This is a genomic window from Enterococcus sp. DJ147D b, from assembly GCF_058216655.1.
Map to the genome: position 1 here is coordinate 1,048,840 of NZ_CM177104.1, position 14,401 is coordinate 1,063,240.

The following is a 14,401-nucleotide window of genomic DNA, read 5'->3' on the forward strand; positions in this document are numbered from 1 at the left end:
TCCTATTTTTTGTAAAATCTGGAGGTTAAGGTGAGAGCTCAAAAGAAGCCAATAATTGTTGATGTTGTTTTGTTTGATGGTTCAAATATTCAAGAAGTTGAAGAATTTTTAGGTGCGAATTTTTTAGATATTAGTATTATTTCGGATAGTGCGTGGGAAGCAGGGAAAGGACGTCCTATTTCGGAAATTTCTATAAAAACAATTGATTCGATTGCTAAAGCAGTCAATGGAGATTATATAGTCAGAGGTATTCATGGAGAATTTTATCCATGCAAACCTGGTATTTTTGCAAAAACTTTTGATTTGATTGAGGAAGCAAAATGAAAATAGAAGAAAATAAAAAGAAACGCCGCTCCATTGTTTCTGTGCTAGTAGTGAGTATTTGCTTGTTGATTGGAATAGGTGGGTTAAGTTTTTATGCTTATTCAAATTATCAACAAGATCACTTTGATAAAATGACGAAAACGGTTCAATCAAAAGCGTTTGATGAAATGAAGAAAAAAGAAAAAATCATTACTAGTAATAACAAAGAAAATACAATTGAAATAGCAGGTTCTGCTACTGAAAATAGTTCAACTACTAATTTGTTTATTGATCGAAAAAAAGTTGATTATAACGGAAAAAATGTTAAAACACTTACGTTAGAAGATATGGAAAAAGTCAATCCAGAAAAAGTTATTTCTTCTTTTGGTGTAGGACGAATTGAAATTGTTAATATTGGCATGTTTTTACCTATTCTGGAAGGTGTTAGCCAAGAAAATTTATCTGTCGGTGCAGGAATCATGAAAGCAAATCAGCAACTTGGTAGAGGTAATTTTGCGTTAGCAGGGCATTACATGACTGATGCAGGTTTATTGTTTGGTGGAATCAAAAATGTAAAAGTTGGTAGTGGTATCTATGTTACTTATTATTCCGATATGGCGTATTACACAGTGACAGAAGTAAAGCATATTACAAAAAATGATGGTGAGGTCATTTTGGACTCACAAGGTGAAGGGATTTTAACTTTGATTACTTGTGATAGTTCGATTGATGGAACGGCAGGTCGTTATATGGTTCGTGCAAAAGTTGTAAATTAGAAAATTGATTGTTGTTCTTTTGTAGCTTATAATGGCTTAAAATACTGAGGAAAGGGTGCTTAAAATGATTTTGACGGTTAAAGAAATTGAAGATCGTGTGAAACCTGTTGCGGAAAAGTATGAGATTCCAATTATTTATATTTTTGGATCATATGCAAGAAATGAAGCAGATCAGCAAAGCGACATTGATTTTTTAGTGAGTACGAAGGGACTTTCGGAAGAAAATCGTTGGTTAGTCTATAGTGATTTTTTTGATGATCTTAAAGAAGCTGTGGAACATGAGATTGATTTAGTCGAAATTGAAGTATTTTTAGAATCAGGTCAGACAAGCTATCAAAAAGAATTTTTTGAAAGAATTTTGAAGGAGAGAGTTAAAATCTTTGAGAGAAAATGATAGCAAAGACTTGCGTACGTTGAAAGCTACGCTCATATATTGTGAAGATATAAAATCAGCACTCAATCGTTTTGGTAGAAACTACGAAGTTTTTGCGAACGATCGGGTGTTTTTTCATGCAGTCAGTATGTCGCTCATGCAGGTTGGCGAATTAGCCAATAAATTATCAGCAGAATTTAAAGAAAAAAATAATGGTGAAGTAAACTGGCGAAGGTTAAGGTATATTCGTAATTTGTTTGCGCATGCGTATAGTAATGTGAGTAAGAAAACTGTTTTTGAATTTGCAACGATATTTATTCCTGTGTACGCAGAATTTTGTCAGCAAGAAATTCTTAGCATGCAACTATCTAAGTAACATTATGGAAGTTTATGAATTTTGTTAGGAGGAAGTTAATTGAAGACAAGTGTGAGACTTTATTTAGCAAATGAAAAAGAATACAGAAAAGGAACCCGAATTTCAAAATGGTTTGAGTTACCAGTTTCTAAAGAAAAAATTTTTAGAGAACTTAATATTCATAAAGGAGATTTCCAAGAAGAATGTCTTATTTTAGTTTACGAAGCTCCTTTTAAAGTTACATTAAATTATTCACTGAATGAATTGAATTATTTTGCAGAGAGTTTAAAAAATTTGCCTAGCTGGATTTCTAATAATTTAGATGAATTAGTAGGAGGACGAGGAGATGAGTTTTTATTTGAGGTTTTACTATCTGGAGGTAGATGTTTTCAACAAGTAGAAGGAGTGGATAATTACACAAGTTTAGGAAAATATTTATTGAAAAAATATTTCAGTAGTGTAACTAGTTCTGATTTTATTCCATTTTTAGAAAGATATTTTGATTACGAAGGATTTGCTAAAGAATGTAACAGATGGGGATTTAATGGGAGTTATTACTATTTCATAGATGGATTATGTATAGAGTTGAGCGAAACTCATTTGATGTAGTGAAAATAAGAAAGATTGTAAAAATGAATTAAAAAAAAGTGATAAGTGGTTCTATGAACTTATCACTTTTTTATGAGGAGTGAGCGAATGATTTTATTAAAATCTATTATTCAATGCTTGAACTTTATGTGTGGGGGTTAAGCAAATGATAAAAAAATTGTTTAGGTATCGTGGTCGACGTATTCGTTATTCGAGTAGAAATTTGTTAAATCTATATAGATTGCTGTTGCTTGCTCCTGTAGTAGCCGTTTTGGGTTACTTTGTTGCATATGAACAAATCTATCCTTTAGTGACAGAGAATGTGAAGGAGTGGCAAGTTTATGTGATACCAGTGCTAGTCATTTTAGGTGGCTTGGTTGGATCGTTATTGTTAATAAACTTACTGATAAAATCCTCAATCATTCGATCTGGTTATTTTTCGAGGGTGGAACAGCGACAAGTGTTAGCTCGTATGTTGATTGACAACAATTACTATACGAAAAAACAGGTTAAAACAAATAATGGCAAGATGAAGGAAAAAATCAAATTCCCGAAAGTCTATTACAAATCGTCAAAAGAGAGTATCTTCGTTTCGTTTGAAACGTCTGGAAATAGGTTTCAAGAAAAATTTGAATCAATTGGTGGCTTTTTAGAAACAGCTTTTCATGCAGATAATATTGCTACAGTTGACGAAAAAGGTTTCATTATTTATGAACTAGTTGTTGATGTCTATGATAAACGTATCTCAATCACGGATATGCAAGCTGATAAAGGAAAAGTTCAGTTGATGAAAGGCTTGTATTGGCATTTCGATAAAGACCCGCATTTATTGTTAGGAGGCGGAACTGGCGGAGGAAAGACGTTTACTTTACTATCGCTAATTTATGCGCTGTGTGGGGTGGCAGATATTGAAATTTGTGATCCAAAGAATAGCGATTTGATGGCGTTAGGTAAACTTCCTTTATTTTCGGGAAAAGTTTATACTGGGAAAGAAAATATTGTGTCTTGTTTGAAAAATGGTGTTGAGTTAATGAACAGTCGTTTTGAAATGATGAATAATAGTCCTAAGTACACAATGGGAAAGAATTATGCTTTCTATGGTTTGAAACCAAAGTTTATTATCATTGATGAACTGGCTGCTTTTAAAGCAGAGCTAGCAAGTGACTATGGAACAGAGGGCGAATTTGATGAGTATTTGTCCCAATTAGTTCTAAAAGGTCGTCAATGCGGAATCTTTCTGATAGTCGCTATGCAACGTCCCGATGGGGAATTTATTAAAACGGCTCTACGTGATAATTTCATGTTTCGCATGAGCGTTGGACGCTTGTCAGAAACTGGTTTATTTATGATTTTTGGTGATGAAAACAAAAATAAAAAGTTCAAATTTGTTGAGAAAATCAATGGGTTAAATGTATATGGTCGTGGTTATCTTGCTCGTGGGGGAGAGATTGCTCGAGAATTTTTTAGTCCACTAGTTCCTGATAATTTTAATTTTATTGATGAGTTTATCAATATAGGTAAAAAATTAGGCTGTGGGTCTGTTTCAAATGAATTAAAAGTAGAGTTATCAAATAAAATTTCTGAACATTTAGAGAAAGAAAAAGAAGCTCTGGTAGAAATCGACAACGATTTGGATACAAAAACAGAGCTTCTTGATGAATTGAGTAACAAATTTAATAGTTAAATACTGTCTATTTTATACTGAAAATGTTGAAGAAAGAGGTGTTTAAATGTATGGGTTTGATGATGTTTTGTTAGCATTAGATCATGCGATTTCTTTGAAAACGTTGAAATCGTGGTGTATTAAAATTGAGAAAAATACAGATACAAAATTTCAACGTCAATATGCTAAAAATAAAATTGGGCGAAATTATAGCTATAAAGTTTTTGATGCGAATCAACTGGAACAATTTCAAAAATTAGTTCATTTGCGATCAGAAAATGTTGCTTTAGATAAAGCTATTGGGGATATTTTTATGTCTGTAGAAGGTAAGCAAAAAGCAGTAGAAATTTCTCTTTCTAAATTGGAATTTGAAGAAAATAGAGAAAATACGAAAAAGTTGATTGAGCTAACTAAAAAAGCATTACAAGATGTTGCTGATTTGAAAAAACAAGTACTACAGTTAAGAAAAACAATTGGTGAATAGTACGGAGACTAGTGACCGCTAGAAATTGTCACTAACTTCGTAGCAGGAAAAGAGGTGGCGCCACAAGGCGCACACCTCTTTTTATGCGTAAAACGTAAGTGGTGACGTTATATTTCAAGTGTTGCTAGTCGTGCGTGGGGTGGGCTCGTCCCGCCCCACGCAATCTACCCCCGTTTTATAACATGGGGGTAGAATTGACAAACCCATTTAAAAAAGTTAGTTACTTCCCTTGTCCCGCAAGGGATACAGCGATTCAATTTTTGTCACATTTTTTGAGTATTCTTGTCACATTTTTTGGAAGTAGGTTTTTAATTGTGAGAGGTGTTGATTTAAAGCGATATAGAAAAGAATTAGGTTTAAAACAGAAAGAATTAGCAGATAAGTTAGAAATTGAGCGGAGTTTCATTTCAAAGATTGAATCTGGCAAACGTACGATTTCAAAGGAGCTTGAGAAGAAAATTATTCAAGAACTTCACTTGGAGGGTGGAACTACTGCTGTAGAAGCAAAAATTGACTTTTTAAGAGTTCGTTTTAAAACCTTAGATGTTCAAACGATAATTGAAAAATTACTTCACATGGATATGCAGTGGTTTACACATGAGCCAAGAGGTTTTTATCACTATACAGAAACATTTTCGTATGGATCAATTCGTTTGTTTAGAAATCCAGAAGATAGCAATATGGGTACTATGTTGGATTTGTCTGGTGAAGGTTGTCGTCAATTAGAAGAAATTTTTGAGGAAGATAATAATCGCAGTTGGACTGAATTTTTTCGGTCACTTTATGATGATGATATTTTCGGTAAAAATATTGTTGTTGATACAAAAATTACTCGTATTGATATTGCATTAGATGAATTGATTGTTGACGGACAAAAGAATTTTGATTTGTACCTGTTAAAAGAAAAAATGGAACAAGGGTTAGTCAGTACGACATTTAAAAATTTTGATTTTAACGGCGGATTTGCTTATGAGGGTGGAAAGATGGTTAACAAAGGATTGTCACTTTATTTTGGTAGCCGTCAATCACCACTCTATTTCAACTTTTATCAAAAGGATTTTGAACTGGCTCGAAAAGAATCTATGTCAGTTGAAGAATCTCGGGAACGTTACAGAATTAAAAATCGTTATGAAATTAGGCTTTCTGATGAGAAGGCATTTTTGTTTGTCGAATATTTCCTTTCAAGTGGTGAAAGTCTTGACTGGTTAGTAAAAGAAATCGTCAATGCTTCTTTAACTGTTTACGAAATCGAAGATGACATGAAGGTTTACTGTCAAGAATGGTATAACGTTATCGACAAATTGGAAGGCTTAAAACTTTCTGTTCAAGGGGAAAAACCTTCCATTGAGAAAACACTACGGTGGTTATCGAATTACCTTGCGCCTTCGTTGAAAATGATTAAGTTGATTGATAATTACTTAGGGACAAATGAACTGATGGAAAGAATTGATTTTGCGGAATTGAAAGAAAAGCATGAGGAACTGATTGAACAAGTTTGCATTGGTGCAAAAGATTTGTTGCTTACTACAGAAATCAACAATGAAGTGCGTGATTATATGCAACAAGAATTTGAGTTAGAAGAAGAATATCCATTTTAAATTTGGGAGGTAAAAGAATTGGAAGTAAGCAGAGAGTTTATTTTACGGATTACGAGGGAATGTGGTTTTATTAGTGAAAAACTAGATAAAACAACAGCCACTCTGAATCGAATCATGAAACAGATTGAAGAACTAGAGAATGAGGGAGAACTAACCATTCCTTATCTAAAAAAACGAACAGCAATAGGGACTTCTGAAATTACTATTCGGCAATATGAAATGAAAAGAAGTGATTACTTGTATCCCTTAAACGAGAAGTATATGAAACTCAGTGATAAGACATATTGGAGTGATTATTTCCTAGCTGTCAGAAAATTTAAATTAACGGTTGCTGAATTTACAGATTTTTTGGATAGATATAAAAATTTTGTTCCTAATAATGCAAGTGAGTTGCAACAAAAAGTCCGAGATATTTTAACCAAAAAAGATTTTATTATTGATGGGGCTTTTGAAGGTGATTACGTTACGTGGATTGGGGTTTATGCACGTCCTAAAGGTAAGCCCACTTATCTTGATCCGTCAAATGAAGAAGAAGCACGTTTGCAAGAGAAATATAGTGTAGATGGTTTCAAACAAGATTTTTCTGAATGGTTTGAATGGGAAATTCAAAAAGGAAAATTGTTAGATAAATAAGTGTCTGAGTAAGAATGCTAATTCTTGCTCTTTTTTTTGTGTAGTTTTTTGAAGGAAGGTGAGAAATTGCTACGAAAATTAGATAAAGGTTTAACAAAAAATGAATATGTTATGCGGTATATGAAGGATTTTAAACGTTTAGTTCTAACTGGTGATCGAGTGAGAAATTTAACTGTACGTGAAGAAGAATTGTTAAATTGTGAGGAGCGTATGGCTGTTTTGTTCTATGAACAATTTGTGCGTAATCACAAACGGGCACCTGATTTAATTATTTTAGAGGGTGAAGTAAAAAGTAATTTTCTAGCACGATCTAAAGTATTTTCTCGTGTGACAAAAGTAACGACTGAATATGGATTTGTACAGCTTCATATCAATCAAATTCGCTTATTGAAACAAATGAGAAGTGATCTATATTCACCAGATAACTACAATCGAATGCTGGAGCATGAGAGAAGAATGGCTCAACAATATTTTCGCAAACATGACCATTATCCTGTTGGTTACGAGATTTTGCGGATCAGTCAATCTTATGATGTTGTCGAGCAAGGCCTGAACTATCTTTTAAAAGCTTTTTATGAAATTTATCGTTGTGAGTATCGTAAATATCAAAAAATGGCGTAACGAGATTAAGAATAGAGAGGAATTTTGAAATGAATGAATTTAGACAATTTTTTAGAGAAGTAATGAGAAAAGTTGGACGAAAAATTGCGATTGAACAACCACACTTAACAAACGATCAAATTGATCAAGCGATGGTTTCTTCTCCAATGAGTGAAGAACATTTTTATACAAAACGTTTTTCTGAAATGAATCAATCTGAAAGAGAGGAATATGGTGAAAGATGTTACGGAGAAATGTATAAAGAAACCAAAGATTTTTTAAAGAAAAATAAGTTGTGGCAATAATAATGAAACAAAATATTATGCCCGTTTTTCGAGAAAAAAGTGAGTTTTATAAAAAGTATGCTAGGTATTCTGTACCAGAAATGCTAAGACTTTATGGATTTAGTGTAACTATAAATCCGATTGATGATGAAGATATTGTTCATATTGAAAAAACAAAAGCATTCTTGATGAGTAAAGGGATTGTTGATGAACCACTTTACTTTAAACAAGAATTTTTTGCTGAGTATCCTTTAGAACATACTTGCTTGATTGTAGAGGGCTACTATCAACGAATGCCCACTGGTGAAAAAAGGTATAACAGTTATTCTTACAGCTTCTATAAAGCTAGTTATCGATCTTATTTGGGAACGGTAGCGAATCGAATGTATGCAGAAAGAGTGAACAAAATAGTGTTTTTAAATACATTTGAAAAAAATTTACATTTAATTGAAGGAGGAGAAAATGGATTTAAAGAAGATTAAGAAAAAAGAAAAGAAAGAGAAAACGCCGTCTGTAAAAAAAATCACGCAAAAAAAGGCAAATCGTTTTGTTTTGGCAGGTCTAGTTATTCTCTTTGTTTTTTCTGTGATTGGTGTTATTCGAGCGAATGCAGTAGCAAGTAATTTTACTCGCTTAAATACAGAAGTTAAAACAATCAGTCAACAGTCAACTAAAAAAGAAGTTGTGAAAAAAGAGTTCGATGAATCGGCTCTTTCTTTTTATGCTCAAAATTTTGTGAAAGAGTATATCAATTACAATACGAAGTGGGAAGATGATGTCAAAAAAGCTCGTTTAGATCGTTTGTCAAAGTATTTATCATTTGATGTAAAAAACGTTGATGAAACAGAGAATCATACAAAAGATTTTGCGCGTAAGTTTAAAGAAGCAAGTGTTGTTCAAGTGGAAGAAACAGATACAAGCAAACTTGTTCATTTAAATATTGTCTATGAACTAGAACAATCGAAAAAGACAAGAATCATTCAAGAAGAAATGGTTCTTCCAATTCAAGCTAAAGATGACCTGTTTTCAATTGTTAGCCGTCCTTATTTTTTAGCGACCACTTTACCACAAGGGAAAACAGAAGCATTAGAAGCAGTAAAAGAACAAGTTGATGTTCCAATAAAAGAAAAACAAGCCATTGAAAAATTTTTAAAGATGTTCTTTGAAAAATATGCGAATGGTAAAAAAGAAGAATTGATGTTGTTGATGAAAGAACCAGAAAAAGCAACTGGTGCGGATAAATTTGTATCTTTTGATACGAATGAAGTGAGTTATTTTGAAACAAAGGAAGAAGGCGTTCGTGGTGTTCAAGTATCCGTTACTTTTGAAAATATCGAAACGAATTTAAAACATACAGAAGATTTTTCGCTTTGGATTTCTAAAACTGAAAATTCTTACTTTGTGAACACATTTAAACATTACTTTACAGAAAAGGCAGGGAATTAGTTATGAATACAGCGAATTTAGATAGTTTCTTAAAATCAGGTTTTATCACCATTTTAGCGTTTGGTGTTATTGTTTTAATTTTGAAGCACTGGAAAGGTGCGGAGTGGTTAAAAATCGGCTCGGTTATTTTGATTGCGTTGATTTTGAATGACTTTGCAATGAACCAAGGAAAAAATATTTTTAACTTGGTTAAATGGGTACTGAATTTGTTTGGAATCAGTATGTAGAGAGGTATGGCTATGAAATATTATGATTATTCGAGGGGCTTAAAAGCCCCTTATTCTGTGCAAGTGATTAAGTCGCCAAAAGGAAAAGTTGTTTGGGTATTTGCTCAACCAGTCAGTTTGCCATACATACTCATGTTGATTTTTGGAGTGATTATGGTAGCTGTTTTCTGGAAAACAGTTCAATTGCCAACCATTTTTGGTGTGAACTTAAATTTTTTGCTCATGCTTTATTTACCTAATAAATTAGCACGTTTCTTTTCTGAAACTGAATTTGATGGAAAAAATGCCTTTGGTTTTATAAAAGATTTTCTTGTTTATGTGAAGCAGTTTGTTTTAGATAATCGTCCAATTGTGGCGTTTGAACGTGTGGACGAAATGGAAGAATTTTCATTTAAACGATCATGAAAAGAGGAGGAAAGAAATGCAACTAGAATATCCGTTGATTGAACTAAGTAAAAAAAATATAGTATTAACACAAGAAAAGACGGCGATTGCTTATTATCGTATTCGTTCTGAAACCGTAACTTTAACTGATGCAGAAAAGAAACAAAAGACAAAGAAAAAAGTAGCTCGTGCATTGAAAAGGTTAAAACAAAATGGTGGTTTTGAAATTGATTTATTACCTGTCAATGCAGATATTCGAGGGAAAATGGGTGCAATGCGTTCCTTAATTGACCAAGAAAATTATGCTGTTGGCGTGGATAAATTAAAAAAGACTTCTGTTGTTTTAGAAAATGAAATGGGTATGGTCTATGAATATACGTGGATCATTGGTGTTCCATTGCTTAAAAAAGATACTGCAGTAGAACTGAAAGAAAGTTTTACAAAAGCAATCGACCATGTTTCTGAAAAAGTAGTTAAGGGGATTGGCTTTGATATTACACTTGATGAAGATTGGGAAAAAAGTTACCACGATCAGGAACAAGAAGTGTATCAAAATTTGTCTGAATTATTAGTTGAGCGTTTAACAGAAGATGAATTATATTATTACCAATCTTACCAATTCTTGAAAAATATTTCCCACGAACGAAAAGACATTCTTTCAAGTCAAAATTTGGACAATTTGATGGCAACAAAAATCAAACCGCTTTTTTCTGGTGGCTTACGTTTTAATTGTGAATATGGCGAAAGCTATGTTTCTTATCTACCTGTAGGAGATATGGGTGTCTTTCTTGATGGCAACCATTTATTAGAAATTACTCAAAAAATGCCTTTCCCAGTAGAAGTGAAGGTACAGGCGACTTTTGCGGAAAATAAGGGGCAATTAGCGCTTTCTGGTCGGTCTTCTCGGGCACGTACTCGAACGAAAAATATTATGCAGGAAGCACATTTAGCTGGCTCGAAACAAAAACGAAAAATCGTTGAAGGACAATTATCTTTAGATGATTTAGACCAAAAAATTGATGATAACGTGGATATTATTGATTGGAAAACGGTGATTGTTGTTAGTGGGAATACGAAAAAACAAATGCGTGCTCGTAAGAAATACTTGATGAATCGCCTTGGAAGCTTAGGTATTCCATTATTGAGAGCGACATTTGATAACCCGTATCTTTTCCAATCAACGTTATACGGTAATTTTATGCGTATGAAAAACGCCAAATGGCAACATACTAGTACAGTTGAAGCACTGGGTGAGCTAAACTTTTTTACGTCACTGAAAGCTGGCACCAATTTAGGGTATTACTTTGGTCGTGTGGATACGACACTTGAAGAAAAAGAAGATCGAAATAGTATTATTTTGAATTCTAAAAATTTAATCTTTATGAATATGTTTTTAGGGAATAAACAAGATGTGAAAGGAAAGAAAACGAACAATCCGCACTGGGCATTGACAGGTGATACAGGAAACGGAAAGTCTGTGACAGCTAAGAAGTTATTTATGGAGTGCGCTACTTTAAAAGATAAAGTCTTGTACATTGATCCTAAAAAAGAAATGCGCCGTCAATTTATGCGGGCAATCAACAATAAGGCTTATCAAAAGAAATATCCGTTAGATGTTGATTTTGTACGTTCATTTAACTTTGTAACGCTAGATGTTCGGGATCAGAAAAATCGTGGTGTACTTGATCCAATCGTTTTATTTGATGAAACAGAAGCAATTGCGACAGCGAAAGCCATGTTGACGAATATTTATGAAGGGACATGGAATCTAAAACAAAAAACAGAAATTAACGAAACCATTGCGAGTGTCGTTTCTGAACGTAAATTAGGAAAACAAGTTGGCTTTTGGCATGTGATCGAGCGTTTGGCAGAAAGTGAAATCCCTGATGTCAAAGATATGGGACGTTTCTTACTTTCAACGATTAAAGGATCAATTTTAGAATTAGCTTTTTCACATGGTGAAGTAGAAGGACTATCTTTTGAGAAGAAAGTAACGATTTTAGAAATTGAAGATTTAGATTTACCAACGGATAAAGAGGAACAGTTAGATGAAAATAAACGATTATCTGTGACGTTGATGTTTGCGTTAGGGACATTTTGTTCAAAATTTGGTTCAAGAAATCCAAAAGAAGAAACAGTAACGTTTTTTGATGAAAGTTGGATCTTCCAATCTTCACCAGAAGGAAAAGCAATTTTGAAATCAATGAAACGGATTGGACGATCATTTAATAACTTTTTAGTGCTAATCACACAATCAGTGAATGATTTAGATGATAAAGATGATGGCATGGGCTTTGGTACAGTTGTTTGCTTTGATGAAGTACAAAATAGAGAAGGCATTTTACACCACTTGAACTTGCCAATCAATGAACAAAATATGAAATGGGTATCGAATATGGTACAAGGACAGTGTTTACTTAAAGACATGTTTGGACAAGTCAATCGAGTAGTTGTTCATGTCATTTTTGAGGAATGGTTAGAACTATTTAAAACAGTTGATGATACGGAAGCCTCGGTTATGGAAAATCGTTTTTCAGCGTAGGAAGGGGCTTATGATATGCAGTATTTAATTGATAGTTACAATGCTTATACGGTAGGCGGTGGCTTGTTAGATAAAGGGTGGCAAGTCGTCAATTGGTTTTTTGTAGATATTCCGTTTTTTGTTTTAAAATTGTTTGCTTCATTTTTTCTTTTTTGTGAAAATGCGTTGAACCGTTCCGATTTCTTCATTGACCAGCAAACTTCGTCTTACAGTATGTCGGTTAGTATTTTGAATAATTTCGGGGGAAAGAATATAGGTGGAGGTACCTTATTAGGATTAGCAGTGATTGTTAGTTCTTTTTATTTGCTCTATATGTTCTTTTTCAGTTCAAGAAATTTTTCAAAAGTACTCTTACAGTATTTATTAGTTGTAGCAGTATTTTTTGCTTGGTTTGGTCAAGTTTCAACAACAGGACAAAACGGTGTGCCAACTAGTTACAATACGTCAACATTTTTAATTAAGTCTGTGAATGAGTTGACGAAAGATGTACAGAAAAACTTTATTGCAGGGACAAGCTATGGAAAAGATGAAGGCTCAACAGATGCTGGTGGTGTATATCAAAGTCCGCTATTTGATGCCACTGTGAAACAAACATTTAATTATGTGAATAGTGGTTCGTTGGACGGAAAAATGAAGAATGGCGAAAAGCTAAATTATAGTAAGCTGTTAGAGAAACCCAAATTGAGTGATAAAGAAAGAGATAAATTTATAGATGATAGAGATACTTATATTGAAAGCTTGGAAAAAGAAAATCCATATTTTGAACAAAATGCAAATAAGACAATGGAAAAGGCTTTTGCAGTTTGGGTAGGGATTGTTAACTTAGGTATCCTTTCTTTTCCTGTGACGTATATAAACGTGATGTTAACGATTATTCAAATTATTGTTAATTTGTTAATTTTAGTTTTTCCAATTATTGTTTTGTTCTCGTTCTTTCCAAAATGTCAAATGGTGATGTTCAAGTTTTTCAAAGCATTGATTGGAATTTTATTCTTACCAATTGTTTTTGGTGTTTTTTTGTCCGTGCTTTTTTGGGTAAATAAATTGATTGACCAAGCATTTTTAGGAATGGTGGATAAGATTAGCGATAGTTTACTAATGGTTTTAAGTGGAGGGATTATTCTACTTGGAACGATGTTAGTGATGATTATTGTGAAATTTATTTTCTTACGAAAACTCTGGAAAAATCGTTATAGAATCTTGACTTATTTTTCTGATGGTCAAATCGCGGAACCTGTTTTTGAAAGCAAGGTAACAGAAAAAGTGCAAGAAACTGGTGAATTTGGCGTAAATGCAGGAAAAGCTGGCTTAGGTGCCTACACTGGAAACATTCCATTAGCGCTAGAAGGAGCGTCAAATCTATTACCACAAAATGATAAAGCGCTGAATTTGGGGCGAGAATATTTTTCTTATGGGAATGATACGTCTGAATTAGGTCAGAGTTTATCTTCTTTGTTTAAAAGACGAACAGAAGATGAAGGTGATTTGCCAATTGAAGTAGAAGATATTGCTGAAACAGAAGATATGGAAAATATATCAGAAGGTGGAGAAGAATCACCAGATGATAATTTCATGAGTGAAGAAAAACAAGAAGATAATATGCTTGAAGCAGATATTGAAACGCTCGGTAGTGAGTATGAAGATGAAGACGCAATGAATGAGTCTGAATTAGGAATGTATGATGAAGCTTCGTTACCTTCTGAATTAGAAATTGAAGCAGATGTGTTAGATGTTCCTGAGTTAGATCAATTAGAAGAACAAAACAATGAAGATTATTCGATTGAGTTAGAACCAAAGGAAGAAACTGAAATGGAACCAATTGAGCGTGAGAATATTGAATCTTCTGAACCGATTAGTAATGACGTGGCTGAAAATAGTATGAATGTAGTTGTAGATAATTTTGATGAGTGGCAATTTGAGAGAGACGAACGAGCTTATTTTGATGGTGAATCAGACCAAGAATTAATTGTAGGAAATACGGAAAATGCTTTAAATAATGTATTTTCTTTTTATCATTCGGAAGAAAATTTTAGGAATTTAGAAGCAACAGAAGAAGAATTTTTCGGTTCAACATTTGAAGAAGAACGTACTGATTTTGCGGAAGGCTGGTAATTTTAACCAGTCTTTTTTATTTGAAAAAAAAGT

17 protein-coding genes are annotated in these 14,401 nt (G+C 33.2%); all 17 read left to right on the forward strand.

The features are described 5' to 3' along the window. The first annotated feature begins 30 nt into the window (after positions 1-30). Entirely contained in the window at positions 31-324 is a 294-nt protein-coding gene (locus AC4BD1_RS05080; protein WP_490485920.1) for a hypothetical protein, read from the forward strand. Next, complete coding sequence (locus AC4BD1_RS05085) at positions 321-1,079, forward strand: class A sortase (protein WP_490485921.1); 759 nt, start codon at positions 321-323, stop codon at positions 1,077-1,079. Before AC4BD1_RS05080 ends, AC4BD1_RS05085 begins: the two co-directional genes overlap by 4 nt. 64 nt (positions 1,080-1,143) lie before the next feature. Beyond that, on the forward strand, positions 1,144-1,473 hold the full coding sequence (locus AC4BD1_RS05090) for a nucleotidyltransferase family protein (protein ID WP_490485922.1): 330 nt from the start codon (positions 1,144-1,146) through the stop codon (positions 1,471-1,473). Further along, the gene (locus AC4BD1_RS05095; RefSeq protein WP_490485923.1) at positions 1,460-1,828 is read left to right on the forward strand and encodes a HepT-like ribonuclease domain-containing protein; all 369 of its coding nucleotides are present in this window, start codon (positions 1,460-1,462) and stop codon (positions 1,826-1,828) included. The genes AC4BD1_RS05090 and AC4BD1_RS05095 overlap by 14 nt, the downstream gene beginning before the upstream one ends. A 39-nt stretch (positions 1,829-1,867) precedes the next feature. Further along, complete coding sequence (locus tag AC4BD1_RS05100) at positions 1,868-2,416, forward strand: antirestriction protein ArdA (RefSeq protein WP_490485924.1); 549 nt, start codon at positions 1,868-1,870, stop codon at positions 2,414-2,416. Positions 2,417-2,561: 145 nt separating this feature from the next. After that, on the forward strand, positions 2,562-4,079 hold the full coding sequence (locus AC4BD1_RS05105) for a cell division protein FtsK (RefSeq protein ID WP_490485925.1): 1,518 nt from the start codon (positions 2,562-2,564) through the stop codon (positions 4,077-4,079). Between the two features lie 46 nt (positions 4,080-4,125). After that, positions 4,126-4,542, forward strand: a complete 417-nt coding sequence (locus AC4BD1_RS05110; protein WP_490485926.1) for a hypothetical protein — start codon at positions 4,126-4,128, stop codon at positions 4,540-4,542. 314 nt (positions 4,543-4,856) lie between these two features. Continuing rightward, entirely contained in the window at positions 4,857-6,140 is a 1,284-nt protein-coding gene (locus AC4BD1_RS05115) for a replication initiation factor domain-containing protein (protein ID WP_490485927.1), read from the forward strand. An 18-nt stretch (positions 6,141-6,158) separates the two neighbouring features. Beyond that, positions 6,159-6,773: a Phi-29-like late activator gene (locus AC4BD1_RS05120; protein ID WP_490485928.1), complete on the forward strand. Its 615-nt coding sequence runs from the start codon at positions 6,159-6,161 to the stop codon at positions 6,771-6,773. A 66-nt stretch (positions 6,774-6,839) separates the two neighbouring features. Next, positions 6,840-7,394 (forward strand): hypothetical protein, encoded by a 555-nt coding sequence (locus tag AC4BD1_RS05125; RefSeq protein ID WP_490485929.1) that lies wholly within the window; start codon positions 6,840-6,842, stop codon positions 7,392-7,394. A gap of 29 nt (positions 7,395-7,423) precedes the next feature. Next, positions 7,424-7,678: a hypothetical protein gene (locus AC4BD1_RS05130; RefSeq protein ID WP_490485930.1), complete on the forward strand. Its 255-nt coding sequence runs from the start codon at positions 7,424-7,426 to the stop codon at positions 7,676-7,678. Between the two features lie 2 nt (positions 7,679-7,680). Then, entirely contained in the window at positions 7,681-8,139 is a 459-nt protein-coding gene (locus AC4BD1_RS05135) for a hypothetical protein (protein ID WP_490485931.1), read from the forward strand. After that, a complete protein-coding gene (locus AC4BD1_RS05140; RefSeq protein WP_490485932.1) occupies positions 8,120-9,103 on the forward strand; it encodes a conjugal transfer protein in 984 nt (327 codons plus the stop codon). The genes AC4BD1_RS05135 and AC4BD1_RS05140 overlap by 20 nt, the downstream gene beginning before the upstream one ends. A 2-nt stretch (positions 9,104-9,105) precedes the next feature. After that, positions 9,106-9,330 (forward strand): hypothetical protein, encoded by a 225-nt coding sequence (locus AC4BD1_RS05145; RefSeq protein ID WP_490485933.1) that lies wholly within the window; start codon positions 9,106-9,108, stop codon positions 9,328-9,330. A gap of 12 nt (positions 9,331-9,342) precedes the next feature. Beyond that, positions 9,343-9,735 (forward strand): conjugal transfer protein, encoded by a 393-nt coding sequence (locus AC4BD1_RS05150; protein ID WP_490485934.1) that lies wholly within the window; start codon positions 9,343-9,345, stop codon positions 9,733-9,735. Positions 9,736-9,751: 16 nt separating this feature from the next. Then, positions 9,752-12,256, forward strand: a complete 2,505-nt coding sequence (locus AC4BD1_RS05155; protein ID WP_490485935.1) for an ATP-binding protein — start codon at positions 9,752-9,754, stop codon at positions 12,254-12,256. Positions 12,257-12,271: 15 nt separating this feature from the next. After that, entirely contained in the window at positions 12,272-14,368 is a 2,097-nt protein-coding gene (locus AC4BD1_RS05160; protein WP_490485936.1) for a TrbL/VirB6 family protein, read from the forward strand. Positions 14,369-14,401: the final 33 nt, after the last annotated feature.

What these genes read in the sequence shown, in the direction of transcription:
- AC4BD1_RS05130 (WP_490485930.1), top strand. Translation starts at nt 7,424, where the DNA reads ATGAATGAATTTAGACAATTTTTTAGAGAAGTAATGAGAAAAGTTGGA.
- AC4BD1_RS05150 (WP_490485934.1), top strand. Translation starts at nt 9,343, where the DNA reads ATGAAATATTATGATTATTCGAGGGGCTTAAAAGCCCCTTATTCTGTG.
- AC4BD1_RS05110 (WP_490485926.1), top strand. Translation starts at nt 4,126, where the DNA reads ATGTATGGGTTTGATGATGTTTTGTTAGCATTAGATCATGCGATTTCT.
- AC4BD1_RS05160 (WP_490485936.1), top strand. Translation starts at nt 12,272, where the DNA reads ATGCAGTATTTAATTGATAGTTACAATGCTTATACGGTAGGCGGTGGC.
- AC4BD1_RS05135 (WP_490485931.1), top strand. Translation starts at nt 7,681, where the DNA reads ATGAAACAAAATATTATGCCCGTTTTTCGAGAAAAAAGTGAGTTTTAT.
- AC4BD1_RS05145 (WP_490485933.1), top strand. Translation starts at nt 9,106, where the DNA reads ATGAATACAGCGAATTTAGATAGTTTCTTAAAATCAGGTTTTATCACC.
- AC4BD1_RS05155 (WP_490485935.1), top strand. Translation starts at nt 9,752, where the DNA reads ATGCAACTAGAATATCCGTTGATTGAACTAAGTAAAAAAAATATAGTA.
- AC4BD1_RS05085 (WP_490485921.1), top strand. Translation starts at nt 321, where the DNA reads ATGAAAATAGAAGAAAATAAAAAGAAACGCCGCTCCATTGTTTCTGTG.
- AC4BD1_RS05090 (WP_490485922.1), top strand. Translation starts at nt 1,144, where the DNA reads ATGATTTTGACGGTTAAAGAAATTGAAGATCGTGTGAAACCTGTTGCG.
- AC4BD1_RS05105 (WP_490485925.1), top strand. Translation starts at nt 2,562, where the DNA reads ATGATAAAAAAATTGTTTAGGTATCGTGGTCGACGTATTCGTTATTCG.
- AC4BD1_RS05140 (WP_490485932.1), top strand. Translation starts at nt 8,120, where the DNA reads ATGGATTTAAAGAAGATTAAGAAAAAAGAAAAGAAAGAGAAAACGCCG.